Source organism: Sphingopyxis panaciterrae, from assembly GCF_011762125.1.
Lineage (GTDB): Bacteria > Pseudomonadota > Alphaproteobacteria > Sphingomonadales > Sphingomonadaceae > Sphingopyxis > Sphingopyxis panaciterrae.
The window spans coordinates 925,188-946,980 of record NZ_JAASQN010000001.1 but is presented as its reverse complement, the minus strand read 5'-3'; the positions used below and the strand labels follow the sequence as shown (position 1 = coordinate 946,980).

The window sequence follows — 21,793 nt, the reverse complement described above, 5'->3', positions numbered from 1 at the left end:
TGGCCACCTTACATGACCCCGATAGCGGCCCCCGCCTTCGCGGAGGCGACGTAACAGGATCAACCCCGCCCGATCAGCTTCTGCGCCATCCGGTCCGCGACTGCCGATGCCGGCGTCCCGCTCGCCTTGCTCTCGGCCCAGATTTCGGCCAGCCGGCCGGGGATCTGCTCGATACGGCTCTCGACTTCCTCGCGGCTGCCCCCCTGTCCCTTGGTTTGGCCCAGATATTCGAGCGCGACGTTGATGATGCCGCCCGCGTTGATCACATAGTCGGGTGCATAGACGATGCCGCGATCATGGATGCGTTGCCCATCCAGAGCGGTCGCGAGTTGATTGTTCGCCCCGCCCGCGACGATCGGCACGCGCAGTTTCTCGATGCTCGCCTCGGTCAGGATCGCGCCCAAGGCATTGGGGCTCAGCACATCGGCCTCGACCTCCATGATCGCCGCCGAATCGGCGAGATCGGCGCCCAGTTCCTCGGCCAGCGCCTTGGCGCGCGCCAGATTGACGTCGGCGAGGGTCAGCTTGGCGCCCTCGGCCGCCAACCGGCGCGCGACGCCACCGCCGACGCTGCCGACGCCCTGGATCGCGATCCGCACATCCTTCGCGCTGTCGCTGTTCAGCCCCTCGCGAATCGCCGCCTTGATACCCAGATAGACGCCGAGCGCAGTCAGCGGGCCGGGGTCGCCGCCGGCTTCGCCGCTCGCAACAGGAAGCCCGCTGACATGCTTGGTATGCTTCGAAATCTGGACCATGTCGGCATCGGTGATCCCGACATCCTCGGCGGTCACATAAGCGCCGCCCAGCGACTCGACCGCGCGCCCGAACGCCGCAAGCAGTTCGGGGGTTTTCGCACCCTGTTCGTCGGCCAGGATCACGCCCTTGCCGCCGCCCATCGGCAGACCCGCCATTGCATTTTTGTAGCTCATGCCGCGCGACAGGCGCAACGCGTCGGTGATCGCTGCGGCGCGCTGCGGATAATGCCAGTAACGGACGCCGCCCGCGCCGGGGCCGAGGTGGGTCGAATGAACCGCGATAACCGCCGTCAGCCCGCTGTGGCGGTCGCGGAACATGTGGACATGCTCATGATCGTCGAAATCGGCGAAATCCCAGACAGCGGACATGGTCTCATCCTCATGTTAAAAAATTACGTGGCGACGTAATAATCAAACAGGCGCTGCGAGTCACCCCAAAAGCTTCTATGGCTGGAGATAGAGAAAATGGGGCGACCAACGGGGCTCGAACCCGCGACCTCCGGTACCACAAACCGGCGCTCTAACCAACTGAGCTATGGTCGCCACATAAGCGAAGAGCGGCGCACGAAGCACCCTCGACAGCGCGCGGCGAATAGGCGCGCATCCCCCCGCTCGTCAAGCATTGTTCGCACGCGCTTCCCTGCTAAAAAGCGCGCCATGGCTGGACAGGAACATGTCGACATGGCGACCTCGGGCGCCGACCGCACCGCGCAGCGGCTCGCTGCCGTCCCGGGCATCCGCCGCGCGCCGACGCCGAAGCTCGCGCAGTTCATGCTTTCGCGCTTTCTCGACGCCGAAACCTGCGCCGCGCTGATCGCGCAGATCGACCGCGACGTGCGTCCCTCGACGATCGCCGACCCGAATGGCGACGACGCCTTCCGCACCAGCACGACCTGCGACCTCGACCACCGCGATCCGCTGGTGATCGCGGTCAATCACCGCCTCCACGACCTCACCGGCATCCCGCTCGCCTATGGCGAGCCGATGCAGGGTCAGCGCTACGACGTCGGACAGGAATTCAAGGCGCACACCGATTATTTCGACCCGCATGGCAGCGACTGGGAAACCTATTGCGCGGTTCCGGGCCAGCGCAGCTGGACGCTGATGATCTACCTCAACGAACCCGAAGCGGGCGGCGCGACGCGCTTCCTTGCGACCGGCAAGATGCACCAGCCCGAAACGGGCAAGCTGCTGGCGTGGAACAATGTCCACGCCGACGGCACCGCGAACGCCGACACGCTCCACCATGGGATGAAGGTGCGCAAGGGGCGCAAATATATCATCACCAAATGGTTCCGCGAACGGCCGTGGCCGTGGGCGGATGGGGAGCTGGGGTAGCCCATGCAACAAAAACCGTTCGCCCTGAGGAGGGGCTGAGCGAAGTCGAAAGACCCGTCTCGAAGGGCCAAGCGTGACGCCAAGTCCTTCGAGACGCCATTTCGACAAGCTCAATCCTGTCCTGAGCGACTGCCGCAGGCAGGCAGTCGAAGGGGGCTCCTCAGGACGAACGGCATGAAAGGGACTATTTCACCAGCCGGTACTGGAAGTTCAGAGTCAGCGAATTCGCGACCTGACCCGGCTCGACCGGGGTCGCCTTCGCCGAACCGGCGTCCATCGCCATCCGTGCCATCGGCATCGGCGGCTGCGGTCCAAAGCTGCCGCCCTCGCTGATCGAGACCAGCTCGACGCCGCGGAAACCGGCAAGCCGCGCATAATCCTGCGCCTTGGCTTCGGCCGCCTTGATCGCGGTGCCGCGCGCCCCGACGAGCTGCGCGTCGGGATCCTTCATGCCGAACCACGGTCCGTCGACATTGGTGCCGCCCGCAGCGACCAGTGCGTCGAGCAGCGGGCCGATGTCGTCGATCTTGGGCGTCGTCGCGCGGACGCTGTTCGACACCTGATAACCCAGGAAACGCGGCGGCTGGCCATCGGTGCGGTTGTTATAGTCATATTGCGGCGACAGGTTGATGCCGCTCGTCTGGATATCCTCGGCCTTGATCCCGCGCGCCTTGGCGGCGGCGATCAGCTTGTCCATCGCCGCGGCGTTCTGGCGCATCGCTTCGACCGCGGTCGGCGCGGTCGTCGTTACGCCGGCACCGACGGTCGCCTGGTCGGGACGCGAGCGCACTTCTTCGCTGACCGAAAAGGTCAGGATCGGCCCCTGGGTCGTTGCTGCCGTCACCGTCGAACCTCCCTGCTGCGCCAGCGCAGGCGTCGCCGCCATCAGCGCCAGTCCGGTTGCCATGAAGGCAAACATTTGTTTCGTCATTTCATTCTCCTGTGAACCGGGGTTCCGGTGGTTCCAAATCTCCGCCCCGTAACGCAGACGGCGCGGACCCGTTCCGGCCTTTGTGCTGAGCGCGCTTGCATGATGCTGAACGTGTCGGTAGCGCGCCGTTCATCATGGCTGCACCGATTTTATCTTATGAAGGCCTTGGCCTCGTCCAAGGCAGCGGCTGGCTGTTCCAGGATCTCGACATCTATGTCGGCGAACGCGACCGCCTCGCGCTGATCGGGCGCAACGGCGCGGGCAAGACGACCTTGCTCAAATTGCTCGCCGGCCAGATCGACGCCGACAAGGGCAAGCGGGTCATCGTCCCCGGCACGCATGTCGTGATGCTCGAACAGGAACCCGATTTCCGGCCGTTCGCGACCTTGATGGATTTTGCCGTCGCCGCGCCGAATGCACCGGAGGAATATGAAGTCGCCGCGATCGCCGACCAGCTCGGCATCGACATGTCGCGCACCGCCGCGAGCGCATCGGGCGGCGAGCGCCGCCGCGCCGCGCTCGCGAGGGCTTTGGCGCAGAACCCCGACGTGCTGCTGCTCGACGAGCCGACCAACCATCTCGACCTCGCCGCGATCGACTGGCTCGAAAGCTGGCTCGCGCGCTACACCGGCGCCTTCGTCGCGATCAGCCACGACCGCACCTTCCTCACCCGCCTGACGCGCCAGACCTTGTGGCTCGACCGCGGCAGCATCCGTCGCAAGGAAATCGGCTTCGGCGGTTTCGAGGAGTGGAGCGACGCCGTCGCCGCCGAGGAAGCGCGCGCCGCGCAGCGCCTTGATTCGAAACTGCGGCTCGAGGCGCATTGGCTCGAACGCGGCGTCACCGCGCGGCGCAAGCGCAATCAGGGACGGCTCGAGAAACTCAAGGAAATGCGCGCCACCCGCGCCGCGATGATCGGCGGTCCGGGGGTCGCCAAGCTCGGCCTCGCCAACGACGATGTCCGCTCGAAATCGGTGATCGTCGCCGAGGGCGTCTCGAAAAGCTTCGGCGACCGCATCATCATCAAGGGCCTCGATTTCCGCGTCCAGCGCGGCGACCGCATCGGCATCGTCGGCGCCAACGGCGCGGGCAAGTCGACCCTGCTCAAGCTGCTGACCGGCGAAATCCGGCCCGACAGCGGCACGATCACCCTCGCCCCGACGCTCGACGGCATCGTCATCGACCAGCAGCGCAGCCTGCTCTCGCCCGACAAGACCGTCCGCGACATCCTCGCCGACGGCGGCGACTGGGTCGAAGTGCGCGGCGTCAAAAAACATATCCAGGGCTATCTCAAGGAATTCCTGTTCGATCCCGGCGTCATGGAGGCCAGCGTCGGCGCGCTGTCGGGCGGCGAACGCTCGCGCCTCCTCCTCGCGCGCGAATTTGCCCGCGAATCGAACCTGCTCGTCCTCGACGAACCGACCAACGACCTCGACCTCGAAACGCTCGACCTGCTCCAGGAAGTCATCGCCGACTATGCCGGCACCGTGCTGCTCGTCAGCCACGACCGCGACTTCCTCGACCGCACCGTCACCGTCACGCTCGGCCTCGACGGGTCGGGCAAGGTCGATATCGTCGCCGGCGGCTATGCCGACTGGGAAGCCAAGCGGGTGAAGCCGAACACGGCAAAGACCAAGGCGACGACGGCCGCCCCCCCACCCCCGCCGACCGCGCGCAAGAAGCTGAGCTACAAGGACCAGCGCGACTACGACCTGCTTCCCGGCCGGATCGACGAGATCGAAACGGAAATGGCGGGAATCGAGGTCGAACTGTCCGACGGCAGCCTTTTCACGCGCGACCATGGGCGATTTACGGCGCTGACGGCAAAGCTTGATACGCTGCGCGAGGAGAAGGCTACGGCCGAGAATCGCTGGCTGGCGCTGGCCGAAGAGGTTGAGGGGCTGGGATAAGCACAGCCTTGGAGAGACTGCTTTGGGGTGGGAAGCGGATGTTTGGGTCATTCAATCCTCCCTGTCGCGCAGCGATGGGGAGGTGGCAGCCCGGAGGGCTGACGGAGGGGCAATGGCGCGATCTCGCCGCCCCTCCACCATCGCCTGCGGCGACGGTCCCCCTCCCCACGGCTGCGCCGCAGGGAGGATTACTGTCCACTTCCGGCCGCTTCCTACCCTCTTCGTCATCCCGGACTTGATCCGGGATCCACTGCGGCGCTGAAGTCATGGACCCCGGATTAAGTCGAACGAGCCACGCGTCTCGTTCGAGGGTAACGATGATAGATATGTCTGGTTTTAGCCACACCCACCCCCTCACCCCGTCCCGTAAAACCGCGCCAGCCGGTCGAGCGCCAGCCCCAGCACCAGCTTGCCCGACCGCGCGGGCCACCCCAGCCCCTTCTCGGCGCCCCCGATCCCCTCGCCCGCACAGATGACGCGCCAGCAGATATCGGCCAGCCCCGGCCCGGCGGCATCGAGCGCGCCGTGAAAGCGCCGTTGCGCGTCGATCCGCGCCAGCGACGCATCGGATGCGCGCGCGCCGCCGCGGCTCTTTCCCGGCGGCGCGGCGTCCCAGCGCATCGTCACTCGCGCCGCCAGCCCCGCGCGCTCATAATCGGCGCGCAGCCGCTCGCCCGCCCGCAATTGCGCCTCGCTCAGATGCCCGCGCGATGCCAGCCACGCAATCGGACTCTCCGCAACATTGACCGTCACATGCCGCATCACCTGCGGCCGCGTTTTCTCGGGGTCGATCCGGTCGTCGGGGTGGAGGCGGGTTTCGAGGCGGCGTGCGGTCATGCGATTCTCCCTTGCTATACACCAGGCTTGACATCGGGATATTTTGTAGGAAAGAAGAAACCGATTTGGTTATTTGAGGGATTTGCGATGATCAACAGCATCCGCTCCGTCCGCCGCGCCAAGGGCCTGACGCTCGAAGAAGTCGGGCAGCGTTGCGACCCGCCGACCACCGCGCAGACGATCGGCCGCCTCGAAACGGGTACGCGCACGCTGTCGCTCGGCTGGATGAACCGCATTGCCGCGGCGCTTGGCGTCGATGCCGCCGAACTCGTCCAACTGCCGCAAGACACCCAGCTCACGATCACGGCGCTGCTCGGCGCCGAAGGCGCACAGGCACCGACGCGCGTCGAACAGGCGCTGACCGCGCGGCCCGGTGAGGATATGGTCGCCGTCCGCGTCATCTCGTCGATCGGCGATTATCGGGCGGGTGACGAAATCTGGTGCCGCCGCATCGAAGCCGACTGGGGGAGCGCGCTCAACCGCGACCTGCTCGTTCCCCGCCCCGCCGGCCGCTTCTTCTTCGCGCGGCTGCTCAACGTCGATGGCGAAAAGCTCCATCTGCTGCCGCTCGGGACCGGCCAGCGGCAACAGGTCGTCACCAATCCGCCATGGGCGGCGGTGGCCGTGCGACTGCTGCGCAGCCTTTAGAAATGGCGAAATTGCCTCCCCCCACCTTCGTCATCCCGGACTTGATCCGGGATCCAGGCGATGGACGTTGTCATGGACCCCGGATCAAGTCCGGGGTGACGAAAATGGCCATATCCGCAATCGGCCGAAATCTGCCGTTCGCTTACATATCCGCCACTCGACTTGTCATCGCGACGGACAAGTAGAAACGCCGGCATGCCCCCCCTCCGCATCCTCTCCATCGCCACACTCTTCCCCGACGCCGCGCGTCCCAATTTCGGGCTGTTCGTCGAAAAGAGCCTCCGCGCGCTCGCGGCACAACCGGGCATCGAACTCACCATCGCCGCTCCGGTGGGCCTGCCCCCCTTCCCGCTGTCGCTTCACCCGCGCTACCGCGCGCTCCGCAATCTGCCGCGCCAGGAAAAGTGGCACGGCCTGCCCGTCCACCGCCCGCGCTTTCGCCTTCTCCCTCGCGTCGGCGCCCGCTTCAATCCCGCCGCGATCGCCCGCGCGGTCCTGCCGATCGCGCGCGCGGGTGTTTTCGACGTCGTCGACGCGCAATTCTTCTATCCCGACGGCCCCGCCGCGATGCGCGTCGCGGACGCGCTCGGCCTGCCCTTTTCGGCCAAGGCACGCGGCGCCGACATCAGCCATTTCGGCCATGATCCCGCGACGGCACCGCAGCTCCTGGCCGCCGCCAGCCGCGCCGCGGGGCTGCTCGCGGTGTCCGACGCGATGCGGCGCGATATGGCCGCGATCGGTATCGACCCCGGCAAGATCGCGCTCCATTACACCGGCATCGACAGCGCGCGCTTCCATCCCGGCGACCGCGCCGCCGCGCGCGCCGCACTCGGCATGGGGACCGAACCCGCGATCCTCACCGTCGGCGCGCTGATCGCGCGCAAGGGGCAAGCGCTGGTGATCGAGGCGCTACCCGCGCTTCCCGGCGTGCATTACTGGCTCGCCGGCGCGGGCGAGGAAGACGGCCGCTACCGCGCGCTGGCCCAGAAACTGGGTGTTGCATCGCGCGTCCATTTCATGGGTCCGGTGGCGAACGCCGACCTGCCGCAACTTTACCGCGCCGCCGACGCCGTCGTCATGCCGTCAGCCAGCGAAGGTCTCGCCAACGCCTGGGTCGAAGCGCTCGCCTGCGGCACGCCGATCGTCATCAGCGATGCGGGCGGCGCGGGCGAGCTGGTGACATCACCGGTAGCGGGACGGATCGTCGATCGTTCGCCCGGGCCGATTGCCGCAGCGGTGCGCGATATCCTCGACAAGCCGCCCGCACCAGCCAATGTCGCGGCCAGCCTCGGCGGCCGCTTCGACTGGGACCGCAACGGCCGCGAACTCGCCGAACATCTGCGCCGGCTCGCCGGTTCATAGGGTTCGGACCCCGGATACGACGACGCCGGCCCACACGAAGCGGGCCGGCGCCATCCGTTTTCCGAAGCACGCCGGCTTAAACGACCGCGCCGTCGTCCTTGCGTTCGATGCGCTCGCCGCCCTCGATCCCGGCGCTGGTGCGCGGCACGAAGCTGCCCGGACCGACCTTCAGCCACACAAGCACCGGCGTCGACATCAGCACCGACGAATAGCCGCCGATAAACACGCCGAACAGCATCGCTGCGGTGAAGCCGAAAATCACGTCGGGGCCGAAAATCAGCAACATGCCAAGCGCCAGCACCATCGCGACGGTGGTCATCACCGTGCGCGACAGCGTCTCGTTGATGCTGAGGTTCAGGAGCGGGATGATCTCCATCTTGCGATATTTTTTCAGATTCTCGCGAATACGGTCATAAACGACGATGGTGTCGTTGAGCGAATAGCCGACGATCGTCAGCAGCGCTGCGACGCTGTTGAGGTCGAACTGCATCTGCGTCACCGCGAACAGCCCGAAGGTCAACGACACCTCGTGGAAAAGGCGGCCGAGCGCGCCGACGCCGAACTGCCATTCAAAGCGTATCCAGATATAAATCGAAATACCGATGATCGCGAGCCCCAGGCTCAGCGCCCCCGTTCGGATCAGCTCTTCGGACACCTTCCCCGACACGGTTTCGACCGACCCAGTCTTCGCGGTCGGGAACGCCTTCTTGATGCCGGAGACGAGCTGCTGCCCCGCACGTTCGGCGACCGTCTTGTCGCCCTCGGGCAGTGCGGTGCGGATCGATACCGCCTTGTCCGATCCGAATTGCTGGATCGTCGCTTCGCCAAGGCCGATATGACCGACCTTTTCGCGAATCTCGTCGATCGGCGGCATTTCCTGGGTGAATTCGACGCGCACCGACTGGCCGCCGACGAAGTCGACGCCGAAGTTCAGCCCCTTTACCGCGACGAGCGTGATCGACACGGCGACGAGGAAAAAGCTCATGAACGAGGCGAATTTCCGCCAGCGCAGAAAGTCGATATTGGTGTGGTCGGGGACGAGTTTCAGCAAGCGCATGATATCGCCTTCCTCAAATGTTGATCGACGTCGGACGCTTGGTCCGCAGCCAGTGGGCGACGAACATGCGCGTGACGGTCACGGCGGTGAAGACGCTGGTGACGATACCGATGGTCAGCACCACGGCGAAGCCCTTGATCGGGCCCGACCCGAACCAGAACATCAGCGATGCGGCGATGACGTTGGTGACGTTCGCGTCGAAAATCGCGCGGCTCGCCTCCGAATAGCCCAGCTCGACCGCCTGGAACACCTTGCGTCCGCGATGCAATTCCTCGCGTATTCGCTCGTTGATCAGCACGTTCGCGTCGACCGCGGCGCCGATCGTCAGCACGAAGCCCGCGATGCCCGGCAGGGTCAATGTCGCGTTGAACGCCGCCATGGTCGCGATGATCAGGAACACGTTGAACACCAGCCCGACGCACGCATAGACGCCGAAGCGGCCATAAACGACGAGCATCAGCGTCAGCACCGAAACGGTCGCGATGATGCCCGCGATCGCGCCCTTGCGGATCGAATCGGCGCCGAGCTCGGGGGTCACGGTGCGTTCCTCGACGACCGCCATCTTCACCGGCAGTGCGCCCGAACGCAGCGAAATCGCCAGCGCGTTGGCGCTCGCGACGCTGAAGCTCCCCGAAATCTGCGCGCTGCCGCCCAGGATCGGTTCGTTGATCGACGGCGCCGACAGCACCTTGCCGTCGAGGACCATCGCGAAACGCTGGCCGACGCTCTGTGCCGTCACCTTGGCGAAGGTGTTCGACCCGCCCGAATCGAAACGGATCGACACGACCGGCTGGTTCGATTGCTGCTCATAGCTTTGCCGGGCGTCGATCAGCTGTTCGCCGCTGATCATCACCTGGCGGCGCAGGACTTCGAAACGGGCACCGCTGCCCTCGCCTTCGGCATAAGGCACGATCTCGCTGCCCACCGGGACGCGCCCGGCGGCCGCTTCATTCGGGTCGGCATTGGCATCGACCATGCGGAATTCGAGCCGCGCGGTCTTGCCGATCAATTCCTTCAGGGCGGCTGGATCCTGCAGCCCGGGCACCTGGACGACGATGCGGTCCGTACCCTGGCGGATGATCGTCGGTTCGCGCGTGCCGAGCGCGTTGACGCGGCGGTCGATGATGTCGCGCGCCGTGTCCATCGCGTGCGCGACCGCCTGCGTCTGCCCCGCGCCGGTCGGGGTCAGGACGATTCGCGTCGTGTCGACGACATCGATGCGCCAGTCGCGCTGGCCGCTGAGCCCCGCGCCCTGCGTTTCGTTGAACAGCCGGTCGCGCGCATCGTCGAGCTGCGTCTGGTCGCGGACGAGGAAGCTGATCTGGTTGCCCTGCACGCGCAGTTCGCCGATCGCGATATCGTCATCGGGCCCGCGCTCGCCGCGCATCGCGGTGCGCACCGTCTTTTCCATGTTCGCAAGCTGCGTCTTGCGCAGGTCGGCCAGGTCGGCCTCGAGCAGCAAATGGCTGCCGCCGGCCAGGTCGAGCCCCAGGTTGACCTTCGTCTGCGCGATGCCGGGCAGGCTGTCGAAGGTTTTTTGCGGCAGGAAGCTGGGAATGGAAAAGAGGATACCGAGCAGCAGGATGATGCTGATACCGATGGTCTTCCAGCGCGGGAAATCGAGCATAAGGAGGGATCCGGTTGGGCTGGGCGGGCCCGCAAAAGCGGACCGCGCCGCGTCAGTCGTTGGCGGGCTTGCCGCCGGGCTGGAGAACGTCGGCAAGGGTCGATTTCACGACCTTGATCTTCACGCCCTGGGCGATTTCGACATCGACGAAATCATCGTCGACGCGCGTCACCTTGCCGACGATGCCGCCGCCGGTCACGATCTGGTCGCGCGGCTTCACCGCCGCCACCTTGGTGCGATGTTCCTTTGCGCGCACCTGTTGCGGACGGATCAGGAAGAACCAGAAAACGGCGAAGATGAGGAGATAGGGCACCAGCATCAGGAAACCGGCAGCCCCGCCGCCCGATCCGGCCGCCTGGGTCAGAAGCAAATTGGTCGACATGAACGAAAGTCTTTCTGTTTGCAGCATCGCCGCTTCCCCCGGAAACGGCTACGCAAATATGGCGCGGCGCCTATCACGCAGGGGCCGGACGCGCAACCGTGCTGCAACCATCCCCCTTGGCAAGCGCGGCTGAAATGGGGAGGCGGCGCGCCCGATCAAGGGCGCTATACAAACGCACCGCCAATGCAGGGCCTCCGCTTCGACTTTGCTCAGGAGAGCCTTGCATCATCCGCCAACCCGCGCTAGGGGCCTCGCCTGCCCAATCGGGCCGGTCGGGACGTAGCGCAGCCTGGTAGCGCATCACACTGGGGGTGTGGGGGTCGGAGGTTCGAATCCTCTCGTCCCGACCAATTTTCCACCGCAACCTGTGCGGTCTTCGAGGGCGGCCTGTCGAAAGCCCTTCCGGAAAGCGAGCGAACGATGCAGGCAGGCGTGCTGATCGTGATCGCCGCCTTCCTCACCTCGATCCTTTCGGGCGTCTTCGGCATGGCGGGCGGCCTCGTCTTCATGGGCGTGCTCGCCTGGATACTCCCCGTATCGACCGCGCTGGCGCTCCACGGCACGATCCAGTTCGCCTCGAACGCCTGGCGCGCGTTGCTCCACCGGACGCATATCGCCTGGCCCGTGCTGCTCTGGTTCGCGCTCGGCGCCGCGGCCGCAGTCGGCTTCTTCTCGCTCATCGTCTTCGCGCCGACGAAATTCTGCGTCTTCCTCGGCCTCGGTCTGATGCCGATCCTCGTCTGGCTGCCCGAACGCTGGCTGCCGCTCGACGCCGCCAACCGCTGGCACGCGCTCGGCGGCGGCTTCGTCTCGACCGGGATTGCGCTCGTCGCCGGGGTCTCGGGTCCGGTAACCGACATGCTGTTCATCAACACCCGCCTCGGCCGGCACCAGATCGTCGCGACCAAGGCCGTCATGCAGGCGATGGGACACGCCTCGAAGATCATCTTCTACGGCGGCGTGCTGCTCGGCGCGGCGGGACGCGCCGCGATCCCGCTGCCGGCCACCGCGCTCGCCATTACCGCGTCAATGGCGGGAATCATGGTCGGCGGCGTCATTCTTGACCGCATCAGCGACGCGCATTTCCGCGCCAGCCGCCGCTGGCTAATGACGATCATCGGCACGACCTTCCTGTTCCAAGCCATCCACCTCGCCGTCAGCTGAGCATGGCCATGCGGCGCGATCGAACCTAGGAGCGCCTGCATGATGCAATTCGCCCCCGAACTCTTCGCCTTGCTCATCGGCGTCGCCTTTCTCGCCGGGACGGTCGACGCCATGGCGGGCGGCGGCGGTCTCCTCACCATTCCCGCGCTGATGGCTGCGGGCGTGCCGCCGGTTTCGGCGCTGGCAACGAACAAGCTGCAAAGCACGATCGGCACCGGTTCGGCCTTCCTGACCTTCTGGCGCGCGGGCCACGTCGATCTCCGCCGCTTCGCATGGCCCGCGGCGGGCGCTTTTGCCGGCTCGGTGCTCGGCGCCACCGCGGTGCAATATGTCCGCGCCGATTTCCTCGCCGCGCTCGTCCCGCTGCTGCTGATCGCGATGGGCCTGTATTTCCTGCTCGCGCCGCCGATGAGCAGCGTCGATCGCCACGCGCGCGCCGGCCCGTTCGGGCTGACCCTGATCGTCGCGGCGCTCGGTTTCTACGACGGCTTCTTCGGCCCGGGCACGGGATCCTTCATGACGCTGACGCTCGTCGCGCTCGGCGGGCTCGGCCTCGTCCGCGCGATCGGGAATACGAAGTTCCTCAACCTTGCGACCAATGTCGCCGGGCTGCTCGCGATGATCGTCGGCGGCCATGTCCTCTGGCTGCTCGGCCTGTCGATGGCCGCCGCCAATGTGGCGGGCAACCAGCTCGGCGCCCGCCTCGCGATCCGCTTCGGCGGACGCGGGGTGCGGCCGCTGCTCGTCGTCATGTCCTTCGCCCTGACCGCCAAGCTGCTCGCCGACCCCGCCAATCCGCTCTGGACGCTTTTTTAGGGCTGATCTTCGGCCGGCGGCGGCGGTTCCGCACGCGCCTTTTGCTTCGCTTCCAGTTCGGCCTTGTCGACCACGCCATCGCCGTTGCCATCAAGATATTTGATGAAGGCATCAATCTTTTCCGGCGCTGCCAGTTTCGGATCGCCTTGCTGCTGGGCGCGCATTTCCGCCATCTTGGTGATTTCGGCCTTGTCGAGCTTGCCGTCGCCATTGGTGTCGATCATCGCGAACATACGCCCATCATCGTGCGGCGGCTGGGCGGCCGCCATCGCGGGAATCGCCAGCCCGAAACTTGCTGCGATCATCGTCCATTTCTTCATATCATGTCCTTTTGTCTTGCTCGGCACCTTCGCCGGGACGCCCCGGTGCGGACATGGCAGCTTGCATGTCGCAAAACCATGGCAGCGGCTTCGGCTCGTCACGGTTTCAGCACGACCTTGCCCACGACCTCGCGCCGTTCGAGCATCGCAAAGCCTTCGCGCCAGTCAGCGAGGTCGAGCGACGCATGGACATGCGGGCGGATTCGTCCCTCGGCGGCGAGCGCGTCGATCGCCGCGACATTCTCGGCACCGCGCGCGGGGAAGCGGCGGCCATATTCGCCCGCGCGCACCCCGACGACCGAAAAGCCCTTGATCAGCGGCATGTTCACCGACACCTCGGGGATGCGCCCCGACGCGAAACCGATCACCAGCAGCCGGCCGCCAAAGGCGATGCAGCGCGTCGATTCGTCGAAGACATCACCGCCGACGGGGTCGAAGATCACATCGGCCCCCTTCCCGCCCGTCCGTGCCTTCACCGTCTCACGAAACCCCGGCGCGGCATCGATCACCGCATCGGGCGCATAGAGCCGCTCGATCGCCGCCCGCTTCGCCGCGCTGCTCGTCACCGCAATCACCCGCGCGCCCAATGCTTTCGCCAGATCGACCGTCGCCAGCCCGACCCCGCCCGCCGCACCGTGCACCAGCACCCATTCGCCCGGCTCGACCCGCGCGCAGCGGACCAGCGCGACATAGGCGGTGAGGTAGGCGACCGGATAGGCGGCGGCGGCGTCCCAATCCAGCGCCCCGGGCTTCGCGCGCAGCACACCCGCCGGGGCCACGCAATATTCGGCCATCGCCCCGAACCGGTTGCCGCCGACCACCGCGTCGCCGACGCGCCAGTCTCCGGCGCCCGCCCCCACCGCATCGACCTCGCCCGCGAATTCCATTCCCGATACGAAGGGAAGATCGGGCTTCAACTGATATCCGCCGCGCGTCATCAGCAAGTCGGGAAAATTCACCGCCGCCGCGCGCACCCGCACGCGCACTTCGCCCGCCGCGGGTTCGGGAACCGGCAGGTCGGCCAGCGCGGCGCCCGCATGATCCGGCAGCAATTCGCTCACCCGCAACGCCCGCATGGCGAAAATCCTTTCCTACAATATCCCAATATGGTTCGTTTTATCTGCAATGACAAACCAAAGGAGCGAATCATGCCAAGACCCGACCCGTCGACCTCCGACGTCGACACGTTGATTGACGCCGTCATCGACCGCGAAGGCCGATATGTAAACCACCCCGCCGATCGCGGCGGTCCGACCTGCTGGGGGATCACCGAAGCGGTCGCGCGCGCGCAGGGCTATGCCGGCGCCATGCGCGACCTGCCGCGCGCCGACGCCGCGTCGATCTATCGCCGCCTCTATTGGCTGCGTCCCGGCTTCGACAAGGTGGCACTCCGCGCGCCGAAGATTGCCGCCGAACTGTTCGACACCGGCGTCAACATGGGCACCGGCACCGCCGCGGGTTTCCTCCAGCGCGCGCTCAACGCGCTCAATCGCGCCGCACGCGATTATCCCGACATCGCGGTCGACCGCGACGTCGGTCCGCGCACCTTGGCGGCGCTCGATGCCTTCCTGAAAGCGCGCGGCAAGGGCGGCGAAACCGTCCTCCTTCGCGCGATGGAGGCGCTGCAGGGCGAACGCTACATCGCGCTCGCCGAACGCCGCCCCAGCCAGGAGGCCTTCCTCTACGGCTGGCTCGCCAATCGCATTGGCGACGCCTGATCCCCCCCCCCAGGAGAGGGGGATGTAGCGTGACCTTTGTGACCTTCCGACCAACAGGAGACATTGAAATGAGCATTATCGAAGGCCTGATCGGCCCGATCGCCAAGCTGATCGACAAGATCATCCCCGACCCCGAAGCCCGCGACCGCGCCAAGCTCGAGCTCCTCAAAATGGAGGGCAGCCAGGAAATGGAGGCGATCAAGACCCGCATGACCGCAATCGTCGCCGAGGCGGGCAGCGCCGACCCCTGGGCCAGCCGCGCGCGGCCGAGCTTTCTCTATGTGATGTACGCACTCCTGCTCTGGGCGATCCCGATGGGCCTGATCGCCGCCGCGCGCCCCGAAATCGCCAAGGCGATCGCCGAGGGCATGAACGCCTATCTCGCGGGCATCCCCGAACCGCTCTACGCGCTCTTCGGGACGGGGTATCTGGGGTACACGGCGGCGCGGGCGTGGGGGAAAGCCAAGGGGCTCGAGGCATAAACGTCGCCCCTGCGAAGGCAGGGGCCGCTGTCAGCGTGGCGCAAGGCTGCCGGCGGCCCCTGCCTTCGCAGGGGCGACGGTTATTCTTCCACAACCGCCCCCAAATTCGCCAGCGAGCTGTTCAGCCCTTCCACATGATCCTTCGCCGAAATGCCCGGCGGCACGTGATGCGCATCGATCGTCACCAGCGTGCCGCCGCCCTGCCGCGACAGATACCAGTGCATCGCCATCGTCCCCGAAAAGCGCGGATCGTCGGACTCGAATTCGACTTCCCAGACGATCAGCCGCCCGTCGTCGAGCGTCGGAATATAGACCTCGACGACGTCGCTATCGTCATCGCTCTTGGTCTCGACATCGGCGTCATCGAAGGTCAGCCGCATCAGAAAGCCGCCGCCCGCGCGCAGGTCGACATGCTCGAATTCGCCGGTCGCTCCCTCGGGCGGCAACCAGCGCGCCAGCTTGTCGGCACTGGTGAAAGCCGCGAACACATCGACCAGCGGCGCCGAGATCAGCCGTTCGGCATGGTCGGTGCGCCGCGTCTTCTTGGTCGGTTTCAAGCTCGTCGACTTCAGGCGAGCGCGGCTTTGACCGCAGCGACCGCGTCATTCGCCGCGCCGCCGTCGGGGCCACCGCCCTGCGCCATGTCGGGCCGCCCGCCGCCGCCCTGCCCGCCAAGCGCCGCGACCGCCGCCTTGACGAGGTCGACCGCGCTGAGGCTGGCCATCTTGTCGTCGGTCACCCCGACCGCAACCGAAGCGCGCCCGTCGTTGACCGCGACAAGCATCGCGACACCACTACCGACCTGCTTCTTCAGCCCGTCGACCGTGCCGCGCAGCTCCTTGGGATCAAGCCCTTCGACGACCTGCGCCAGAAAGGCGACATCGCCGACCTGCTCGACGGCCGGCCCTGCCGCCGCGCCGCCGCTTCCGCCGCCCCCAGCCCCGCCAAGCGCGATCGCCTTCTTGGCGTCGGCCAGCTCGCGCTCGACCTTCTTGAGCTGTTCGGCGAGCGCCGCGACGCGCGCCGGCACCTCATCGGGCGAGGTCTTGAGCGCCGCAGCCGCGGCCTTCAACGCCTCGTCGCGGCCATTCAGCCACTGGCGCGCCGCGTCGCCTGTCAGCGCCTCGATACGCCGCACGCCCGACGACACTGCGCTTTCGCTGATGATCTTGAACAAGGCGATATCGCCAAGCGCGCGCACATGCGTGCCGCCGCACAGCTCGACAGAATAGTTGCGCTCGTCGGCCTTGCCCATGCTCAGCACGCGCACCTCGTCGCCATATTTCTCGCCGAACAGCGCCAGCGCGCCCGCCGCGACGGCATCGTCGGGGGTCATCAGCCGCGTCGTCACCGCCTCATTGCCGCGGATCTGCGCATTCACCTCCGCCTCGACGTCGGCGATTTCCTCGGCGCTCAGCGCCTTGGGGTGCGAGAAGTCGAAGCGGAAACGATCCTCGGCGACCAGGCTGCCCTTCTGCGTCACATGTCCGCCCAGCCGGTTACGCAGCGCCGCGTGCAGCAAGTGGGTCGCGCTATGATTGGCGCGAATGCGGTCGCGCCGCGCGGCATCGACGGTCAGTTGCACCGCGTCGCCGACCTTCAGGCTTCCCGCCTCCAGCTTGGCATGATGCGCGTGCAGGCGGCCGAGCGGTTTGCCGGTGTCGCTGACCGACGCTTTCGCGCCTTCCAGCGTCGCGATCGTTCCCGCGTCGCCCATCTGGCCGCCGCTTTCGCCATAGAAGGGCGTCTGGTTGGTCAGCACGACCAGTTCGTCGCCCGCCTTCGCCTCACTTACCTGCACGCCGTCCTTGACCAGCGCGATCACCGTGCCCTCGCCCGTCGTCGCCCCATAGCCGGTGAATTCGGTGCTCCCGTTCGTCTCGGCCAGGTCGAACCAGATTTCCTCCGACGCCTTCTGCCCGCTCCCCTTCCACGCCGCGCGCGCCGCCGCTTTCTGCTGCGCCATCGCGGTATCGAAGCCGCCACGATCGACAGTGATGCCCTGCAGACGCAGCGCATCCTCGGTCAGGTCATAGGGGAAGCCATAGGTGTCGTAGAGCTTGAACGCGACGTCGCCCGCGAGCGTCGCGCCTTCGCCCATGCCGACGGTCGCTTCGTCGAGCAGCCGCAGCCCTTTGTCGAGCGTCTGGCGGAACTTCGTTTCCTCGCGCTCCAGCGTCTCGGCGATCAGCGGCTGGGCACGGATCAGCTCGGGATAGGCGGCGCCCATCTCGGCGGTCAGCGACGGCAGCAGCCGGTACATCAGCGGATCCTTGGCGCCAAGCAGGTGCGCGTGGCGCATCGCGCGACGCATGATCCGGCGCAGCACATAACCGCGGCCCTCGTTCGACGGCAGCACGCCGTCGGCGATCAGAAAGCTCGACGCACGCAAATGATCGGCGATCACCCGGTGGCTCGCCTTGTGCGCTTCGTCGGCCTGGACCCCGGTAAGGTCGACCGACGCCGCGATCAGCGCCTTGAACGTGTCGGTATCGTAATTGTCGGGAACGCCCTGCAACACCGCCGCGACGCGCTCCAGCCCCATGCCGGTGTCGATGCTCGGCCGCGGCAGGTCGATGCGATCGCCCGGCCCGCGCTGGTCATATTGCATGAACACGAGGTTCCAGATTTCGACGAAGCGGTCGCCATCCTCTTCCGGCGATCCCGGCGGGCCGCCCCAGATATGGTCGCCATGGTCATAGAAGATTTCGCTGCACGGCCCGCACGGTCCGGTATCGCCCATCGACCAGAAATTGTCGTTCGTCGCGATGCGGATGATGCGCTCTTCGGGCAAGCCGGCGATCTTCTTCCACAGGTCGAACGCCTCGTCGTCGGTGTGATAGACGGTCGCGGTCAGCTTCTCGGGGCTCAGCCCCCAGGTCTTGGTGATCAGCGTCCACGCATGGTGGATCGCCTCATCCTTGAAATAATCACCGAAGGAGAAATTCCCCATCATTTCAAAGAACGTATGGTGCCGCGCGGTGAAGCCGACATTGTCGAGGTCGTTGTGCTTGCCGCCCGCCCGCACGCATTTCTGCGCCGACACCGCGGTCTTATAGGGCCGCGATTCCAGACCGGTGAAGACATTCTTGAACGGCACCATGCCCGCGTTGACGAACATCAGCGTCGGGTCGTTGTATGGCACCAGCGGCGCCGACGGTTCGATATGGTGGCCTGCCCCGGCGAAATAGTCGAGGAACGAGCGGCGAATGTCATTGGTCGATGTCATGCCCGCGATCTAGTGCGGGAACGCGCGTTTCTCAAGCATCATGCGCATGCTGCGTGCGCCGGGCGGCGCGCGTCATCGCTGGCACAGGCGCTCAAGCTCGGCGTCGCTCATGCCCTCATCGTCGACCAGCGTCTGCGACAGGTAGCGAACATCATATTGAGACATACGATATTCGCCGTCGCGCACCCGTTGCACCAGCACGCCGCCGCAGGTTCCGGCGATGCCGGGATGATTGTCGATGACGCTGAAAAAGGCATAGGCCCCCGGGTAGGCGGCATCGGGCGGATTGTTGAGCCAGTCTTCCAATTTCGGGCTAAACTCGCCGTCGCCCATCTGGTAACGCTTGGCCTCGTCGCTGAACGTCTTCATCTCCGCCTCGGTCGTCTCCAGCATCGGATCCATCATCGACACCAGAATCTTCGCATTGCCCGCGTCGAGATTGTCGAAAAAGCGCGTGACGAAGCGGTTTACCGCCGCGGTTTCCGCTGCGCTCGCTTTCCAGTCGGCGGCAACCGGCTTGTAGGGGTCGGTCGCGGGGTCAAAACAGGAAAAGCCCTGGTGGAATTTCTCGAGGATCGTGACGCCGCGCGACGGGTCGATCATATTGTCGAAATAAAAGCGGCCGAAGCGTACGCTTTGCCGGCCACAGCGCTCGCTGGCGATCGCCTGGATGCGCTTGATCACCGGGTCATATTGATCGGGATCGATCCTCGCGACCTTGGCGGCATAGCCACGCCCCGGAACCACCTCGATCCGAATCTCGGGTACGGGCTGCGCGGCCGCCAGCAGCGCGGCAAGAAACATCATCGACATGGCGCAATACCCCCCGGCATCCTCGGCGCCGGCGGTCAAATCCGGGCAGCGCGTCGGCTCGACCTATCGTGCGAACCGAAGCGCCGCGATGCAACCCAAATTTATTTCGGCAGGTCAGAAATCCGTGGCGATGCCCTTCCCCAGATAGCAGGGCAATTGGCGCAGCACGTCGGCCTTGGGGACGCCGTCTTCCATCATCGCGGCCGGCACCTCGGACGTATCGGTGCGCACCACGGCCCAGTCGGACCCCGGCGCGCTGCGATGGACGCTGACATAGCCGCAATCCATCGTGCCATCCTTGCGATCGCCGCGGAAATCGAATGCCGCGTACAGACCGGGCGGCTGCCCGGCCGGATCGGCATACCAGCTAAGACGCAGGATGCGGATCATTCCGTCGGCCCACAGCCCCGGGCGCTTGCGCAGGTTCATTTCCCATTCGAGCCGCGGGTTCGATGCCTGATACGACAGGCGCAGCATTGCATAGGCGGCCTCATAATCGCGTTTCGCCAGCGCCATCGTATAGGTCGCGAACCGGTCGATCGCCCCTTCCTCATCGCCCGGCGACGGTTTGAAGGTGACGCCTTCGGGGACGATGATCTCGCGCTCGACTTCGGGAGCAAGCGCCGGCGGTGCGGCAAACGCGACCGGCGCACCGACAAGCAGGACGGCCGCTACCAGCAGGAAGCGGCCGTATGCCGGGCAATCAATAGCCATAATAGGCGCCGCCCTTTTCGCGCGCCCGCTGCCATGCGGGGCGGACATGGCACGCGTTCACGAACGCCGCCAGTTTGGGATAGCGCGGCGCCACGCCCTGCATCACCGCGATCTCGGCGGGGAAGCTCAGCATGATATCGGCCGCCGACAGGCTGTCGCCGATGAAATGGCCATTGTCGCCGACGCGGCTTTCCATGAAGGCGAAATGCGCGTCGAGTTGCTGCGCGATCCGCGGTTCGAGCGGTGCCGCCGCCTCGCCGAGCCGCGCAGTGTAGATGCGCAGCAGGATGGGCGTCATCGCCGACCCTTCGGCGAAATGCAGCCATTCGAGGTGGCTGACATGATCGTCACTTCCGCGCTCGGGGACCAGATGAGCGCCGCCATGGCGCTCGCAAAGATATTCGGTGATCGCCCCCGATTCGATGATCACGCGGCCCCTTCCGTCGGCGGCGGAATCGTCGAGCTCCTCGATCAGGGGCGATTTGCCGAGCGGATGCACCGCCAGCAGTTCGGGCGGCGCGAGGTTGGTTGTCTGGTCACGGTCGTAAAATTTGATCTCGTACGGCGCGCCGATCTCCTCAAGCAGCCACAGGATGCGCTGCGAGCGGCTGTTGTTCAGATGGTGGACGATCAGGCTCATGGCGCTCTCCTTTGCAGATCAGGGTCGATAGGTGCCGTTGCGGTCGATCAGCGCCGCAAGTTCGCGCACCAGCTTGGCACCGGCGATGGCCGTGACGCCGCCGATGTCGCGGCCGGGATGATGCTCGACGATGTCGGCACCAATGATCGGCGCGGTCTGCTTGTGCAGCACCGCCAGCATTTCGCGCACCGTCAGGCCGCCAGGTTCGGGGTGTGCCACGCCCGGCGCCGCCGAGGGATCGAGCCCGTCGAGGTCGATCGAGATGTAGAGTGGACCGGCCAATACCGGCACCCGATCGGCCGTGAAGTCCGTCATCGGGACGATTTCGACCCCGAAACGCACGGCCTGCTCGCGGCAATGGCGATTCAAGGTGCGAATGCCCACCTGCACCAGCCGCGCGGCGTGGCCCGCCTCGCAGATACGGGCGAAGGGCGAGGCATGGCTGCGCGGATTGCCGCCGAAATCGTCATAGAGATCGGGATGCGCGTCGAAATGAAGGATGTTCAGCGGCCCGAAGCAATGAGCCGCCGCCTCGACCAGCGGAAAGGTCACCGCATGGTCGCCGCCAAGCGCAAGCGGGATTTCACCATCTTCGTGCAATATCGCGACATGGCGGCGGATCGCGGCATCGTCACGCGGCGTGTCTTCGCCGAGCGGCAGGTCGCCGTCATCGGCAAAGGCGATATCGACGCCGATCTCGGGTCCGAGTTCGCTCGCCAGATTGCCGCGGTCGCTGCGTAGCGCGGCGCGGATCGCCGCAGGACCAGCCGCCGCACCGCGTTCGAAGCTGCTGTTGATGTCGGTGGGCAGGCCGAAAAGGCGGATCGCGGGCATCCGCCGCTTGTAGCTGTTGATGGAGACCGCGCAAGAACAACGATCGGAACCAACGGCCGGCGCATCTGCCCTTAACTTGTCAAACTTGTCACCTGACTATCAACAAAACAGACACTTAGGAGGCCGATCCCTATCGATGGCGGGCGGGCCCACCTGCGGGGAGAGAGCAGGGGCAAGGGGCTGGTGGCCCGCCGCCGTTCGCCATCCGGTCCGCAC

General features: G+C 66.1%; 22 protein-coding genes and 2 tRNA genes. 9 read left to right on the top strand and 15 right to left on the bottom strand.

Going from position 1 to position 21,793, the window contains the following annotated elements:
• Positions 1 to 59 precede the first annotated feature (59 nt).
• Together FHR22_RS04190 and FHR22_RS04185 are read right to left on the bottom strand one after the other, a co-directional pair.
• Positions 60 to 1,124, bottom strand: a complete 1,065-nt coding sequence (locus FHR22_RS04190; protein WP_166939240.1) for a Glu/Leu/Phe/Val family dehydrogenase — start codon at positions 1,122 to 1,124, stop codon at positions 60 to 62.
• A gap of 97 nt (positions 1,125 to 1,221) precedes the next feature.
• Positions 1,222 to 1,298: transfer RNA gene (locus tag FHR22_RS04185), tRNA-His, on the bottom strand.
• A gap of 114 nt (positions 1,299 to 1,412) precedes the next feature.
• Here FHR22_RS04185 and FHR22_RS04180 point away from each other — a divergent pair.
• Positions 1,413 to 2,093, top strand: coding sequence for a prolyl hydroxylase family protein (locus tag FHR22_RS04180; RefSeq protein WP_243853458.1), 681 nt, complete (start codon positions 1,413 to 1,415; stop codon positions 2,091 to 2,093).
• Between the two features lie 184 nt (positions 2,094 to 2,277).
• Here FHR22_RS04180 and FHR22_RS04175 read toward each other — a convergent pair whose 3' ends face one another.
• A complete protein-coding gene (locus tag FHR22_RS04175) occupies positions 2,278 to 3,024 on the bottom strand; it encodes an SIMPL domain-containing protein (protein ID WP_208417475.1) in 747 nt (248 codons plus the stop codon).
• A 134-nt stretch (positions 3,025 to 3,158) separates the two neighbouring features.
• Between FHR22_RS04175 and FHR22_RS04170 the strand changes: the two genes are divergently transcribed.
• Complete coding sequence (locus tag FHR22_RS04170) at positions 3,159 to 4,934, top strand: ABC-F family ATP-binding cassette domain-containing protein (RefSeq protein WP_166939237.1); 1,776 nt, start codon at positions 3,159 to 3,161, stop codon at positions 4,932 to 4,934.
• Positions 4,935 to 5,288: 354 nt separating this feature from the next.
• On the opposite strand, the gene FHR22_RS04165 is transcribed toward FHR22_RS04170, so the two are convergent.
• Positions 5,289 to 5,771, bottom strand: coding sequence for a DUF6456 domain-containing protein (locus tag FHR22_RS04165; RefSeq protein WP_425057414.1), 483 nt, complete (start codon positions 5,769 to 5,771; stop codon positions 5,289 to 5,291).
• Between the two features lie 87 nt (positions 5,772 to 5,858).
• On the opposite strand from FHR22_RS04165, the gene FHR22_RS04160 reads away from it, so the two are divergent.
• Both FHR22_RS04160 and FHR22_RS04155 read left to right on the top strand, forming a co-directional pair.
• Positions 5,859 to 6,419 carry a helix-turn-helix domain-containing protein gene (locus FHR22_RS04160; RefSeq protein ID WP_166939235.1) on the top strand — a complete coding sequence of 187 codons (561 nt, stop codon included), beginning with the start codon at positions 5,859 to 5,861 and terminating at the stop codon, positions 6,417 to 6,419.
• 195 nt (positions 6,420 to 6,614) lie between these two features.
• Positions 6,615 to 7,781, top strand: a complete 1,167-nt coding sequence (locus FHR22_RS04155; RefSeq protein ID WP_166939233.1) for a glycosyltransferase — start codon at positions 6,615 to 6,617, stop codon at positions 7,779 to 7,781.
• Positions 7,782 to 7,857: 76 nt separating this feature from the next.
• On the opposite strand, the gene secF is transcribed toward FHR22_RS04155, so the two are convergent.
• From secF to yajC, 3 genes are read right to left on the bottom strand one after another with little or no spacing between them, the layout of a single operon-like run.
• The gene (gene secF / locus FHR22_RS04150) at positions 7,858 to 8,838 is read right to left on the bottom strand and encodes a protein translocase subunit SecF (RefSeq protein WP_166939231.1); all 981 of its coding nucleotides are present in this window, start codon (positions 8,836 to 8,838) and stop codon (positions 7,858 to 7,860) included.
• A gap of 13 nt (positions 8,839 to 8,851) precedes the next feature.
• Complete coding sequence (gene secD, locus FHR22_RS04145) at positions 8,852 to 10,465, bottom strand: protein translocase subunit SecD (RefSeq protein WP_166939229.1); 1,614 nt, start codon at positions 10,463 to 10,465, stop codon at positions 8,852 to 8,854.
• 52 nt (positions 10,466 to 10,517) lie between these two features.
• A complete protein-coding gene (yajC, locus tag FHR22_RS04140) occupies positions 10,518 to 10,847 on the bottom strand; it encodes a preprotein translocase subunit YajC (protein ID WP_166939227.1) in 330 nt (109 codons plus the stop codon).
• A gap of 273 nt (positions 10,848 to 11,120) precedes the next feature.
• Here yajC and FHR22_RS04135 point away from each other — a divergent pair.
• From FHR22_RS04135 to FHR22_RS04125, 3 genes are all read left to right on the top strand, one after another.
• Positions 11,121 to 11,197: transfer RNA gene (locus tag FHR22_RS04135), tRNA-Pro, on the top strand.
• A 70-nt stretch (positions 11,198 to 11,267) separates the two neighbouring features.
• Positions 11,268 to 12,011: a sulfite exporter TauE/SafE family protein gene (locus FHR22_RS04130; protein WP_166939224.1), complete on the top strand. Its 744-nt coding sequence runs from the start codon at positions 11,268 to 11,270 to the stop codon at positions 12,009 to 12,011.
• A gap of 39 nt (positions 12,012 to 12,050) precedes the next feature.
• Positions 12,051 to 12,827: a TSUP family transporter gene (locus FHR22_RS04125; protein ID WP_243853456.1), complete on the top strand. Its 777-nt coding sequence runs from the start codon at positions 12,051 to 12,053 to the stop codon at positions 12,825 to 12,827.
• Here FHR22_RS04125 and FHR22_RS04120 read toward each other — a convergent pair.
• Entirely contained in the window at positions 12,824 to 13,147 is a 324-nt protein-coding gene (locus tag FHR22_RS04120) for an EF-hand domain-containing protein (protein ID WP_166939222.1), read from the bottom strand. The genes FHR22_RS04125 and FHR22_RS04120 overlap by 4 nt on opposite strands.
• A gap of 98 nt (positions 13,148 to 13,245) precedes the next feature.
• Complete coding sequence (locus FHR22_RS04115; RefSeq protein ID WP_166939220.1) at positions 13,246 to 14,223, bottom strand: NADPH:quinone oxidoreductase family protein; 978 nt, start codon at positions 14,221 to 14,223, stop codon at positions 13,246 to 13,248.
• 72 nt (positions 14,224 to 14,295) lie between these two features.
• Here FHR22_RS04115 and FHR22_RS04110 point away from each other — a divergent pair, with 72 nt between their 5' ends.
• Entirely contained in the window at positions 14,296 to 14,865 is a 570-nt protein-coding gene (locus tag FHR22_RS04110) for a glycoside hydrolase family 108 protein (RefSeq protein WP_166939218.1), read from the top strand.
• A 68-nt stretch (positions 14,866 to 14,933) separates the two neighbouring features.
• Positions 14,934 to 15,347, top strand: a complete 414-nt coding sequence (locus FHR22_RS04105; RefSeq protein WP_166939217.1) for a holin family protein — start codon at positions 14,934 to 14,936, stop codon at positions 15,345 to 15,347.
• An 80-nt stretch (positions 15,348 to 15,427) separates the two neighbouring features.
• On the opposite strand, the gene FHR22_RS04100 is transcribed toward FHR22_RS04105, so the two are convergent.
• The 6 genes from FHR22_RS04100 to speB form a co-directional block, all read right to left on the bottom strand.
• Positions 15,428 to 15,904: an SRPBCC family protein gene (locus FHR22_RS04100; RefSeq protein ID WP_166939216.1), complete on the bottom strand. Its 477-nt coding sequence runs from the start codon at positions 15,902 to 15,904 to the stop codon at positions 15,428 to 15,430.
• An 11-nt stretch (positions 15,905 to 15,915) separates the two neighbouring features.
• Positions 15,916 to 18,576 carry an alanine--tRNA ligase gene (alaS, locus tag FHR22_RS04095; protein WP_166939213.1) on the bottom strand — a complete coding sequence of 887 codons (2,661 nt, stop codon included), beginning with the start codon at positions 18,574 to 18,576 and terminating at the stop codon, positions 15,916 to 15,918.
• A 72-nt stretch (positions 18,577 to 18,648) separates the two neighbouring features.
• Entirely contained in the window at positions 18,649 to 19,389 is a 741-nt protein-coding gene (locus tag FHR22_RS04090; protein WP_166939211.1) for a hypothetical protein, read from the bottom strand.
• Positions 19,390 to 19,503: 114 nt separating this feature from the next.
• On the bottom strand, positions 19,504 to 20,103 hold the full coding sequence (locus FHR22_RS04085) for a DUF4019 domain-containing protein (RefSeq protein ID WP_166939209.1): 600 nt from the start codon (positions 20,101 to 20,103) through the stop codon (positions 19,504 to 19,506).
• Positions 20,093 to 20,743, bottom strand: coding sequence for a glutathione S-transferase family protein (locus FHR22_RS04080; protein ID WP_166939206.1), 651 nt, complete (start codon positions 20,741 to 20,743; stop codon positions 20,093 to 20,095). Before FHR22_RS04080 ends, FHR22_RS04085 begins: the two co-directional genes overlap by 11 nt.
• Before the next feature lie 18 nt (positions 20,744 to 20,761).
• A complete protein-coding gene (gene speB, locus FHR22_RS04075) occupies positions 20,762 to 21,577 on the bottom strand; it encodes an agmatinase (RefSeq protein WP_166939204.1) in 816 nt (271 codons plus the stop codon).
• Positions 21,578 to 21,793 lie beyond the last annotated feature (216 nt).

Bases quoted from the DNA above. Each gene is read 5' to 3' on its own strand.
- yajC (WP_166939227.1), bottom strand. From the start codon at position 10,847: ATGTCGACCAATTTGCTTCTGACCCAGGCGGCCGGATCGGGCGGCGGG.
- secD (WP_166939229.1), bottom strand. From the start codon at position 10,465: ATGCTCGATTTCCCGCGCTGGAAGACCATCGGTATCAGCATCATCCTG.
- FHR22_RS04105 (WP_166939217.1), top strand. From the start codon at position 14,934: ATGAGCATTATCGAAGGCCTGATCGGCCCGATCGCCAAGCTGATCGAC.
- FHR22_RS04090 (WP_166939211.1), bottom strand. From the start codon at position 19,389: ATGTCGATGATGTTTCTTGCCGCGCTGCTGGCGGCCGCGCAGCCCGTA.
- FHR22_RS04110 (WP_166939218.1), top strand. From the start codon at position 14,296: ATGCCAAGACCCGACCCGTCGACCTCCGACGTCGACACGTTGATTGAC.
- FHR22_RS04180 (WP_243853458.1), top strand. From the start codon at position 1,413: ATGGCTGGACAGGAACATGTCGACATGGCGACCTCGGGCGCCGACCGC.
- FHR22_RS04170 (WP_166939237.1), top strand. From the start codon at position 3,159: ATGGCTGCACCGATTTTATCTTATGAAGGCCTTGGCCTCGTCCAAGGC.
- FHR22_RS04165 (WP_425057414.1), bottom strand. From the start codon at position 5,771: ATGACCGCACGCCGCCTCGAAACCCGCCTCCACCCCGACGACCGGATC.
- alaS (WP_166939213.1), bottom strand. From the start codon at position 18,576: ATGACATCGACCAATGACATTCGCCGCTCGTTCCTCGACTATTTCGCC.
- FHR22_RS04080 (WP_166939206.1), bottom strand. From the start codon at position 20,743: ATGAGCCTGATCGTCCACCATCTGAACAACAGCCGCTCGCAGCGCATC.
- FHR22_RS04120 (WP_166939222.1), bottom strand. From the start codon at position 13,147: ATGAAGAAATGGACGATGATCGCAGCAAGTTTCGGGCTGGCGATTCCC.
- FHR22_RS04160 (WP_166939235.1), top strand. From the start codon at position 5,859: ATGATCAACAGCATCCGCTCCGTCCGCCGCGCCAAGGGCCTGACGCTC.
- FHR22_RS04155 (WP_166939233.1), top strand. From the start codon at position 6,615: ATGCCCCCCCTCCGCATCCTCTCCATCGCCACACTCTTCCCCGACGCC.
- FHR22_RS04085 (WP_166939209.1), bottom strand. From the start codon at position 20,103: ATGGCTATTGATTGCCCGGCATACGGCCGCTTCCTGCTGGTAGCGGCC.
- speB (WP_166939204.1), bottom strand. From the start codon at position 21,577: ATGCCCGCGATCCGCCTTTTCGGCCTGCCCACCGACATCAACAGCAGC.
- FHR22_RS04125 (WP_243853456.1), top strand. From the start codon at position 12,051: ATGATGCAATTCGCCCCCGAACTCTTCGCCTTGCTCATCGGCGTCGCC.
- FHR22_RS04130 (WP_166939224.1), top strand. From the start codon at position 11,268: ATGCAGGCAGGCGTGCTGATCGTGATCGCCGCCTTCCTCACCTCGATC.
- FHR22_RS04190 (WP_166939240.1), bottom strand. From the start codon at position 1,124: ATGTCCGCTGTCTGGGATTTCGCCGATTTCGACGATCATGAGCATGTC.
- FHR22_RS04115 (WP_166939220.1), bottom strand. From the start codon at position 14,223: ATGCGGGCGTTGCGGGTGAGCGAATTGCTGCCGGATCATGCGGGCGCC.
- secF (WP_166939231.1), bottom strand. From the start codon at position 8,838: ATGCGCTTGCTGAAACTCGTCCCCGACCACACCAATATCGACTTTCTG.
- FHR22_RS04175 (WP_208417475.1), bottom strand. From the start codon at position 3,024: ATGACGAAACAAATGTTTGCCTTCATGGCAACCGGACTGGCGCTGATG.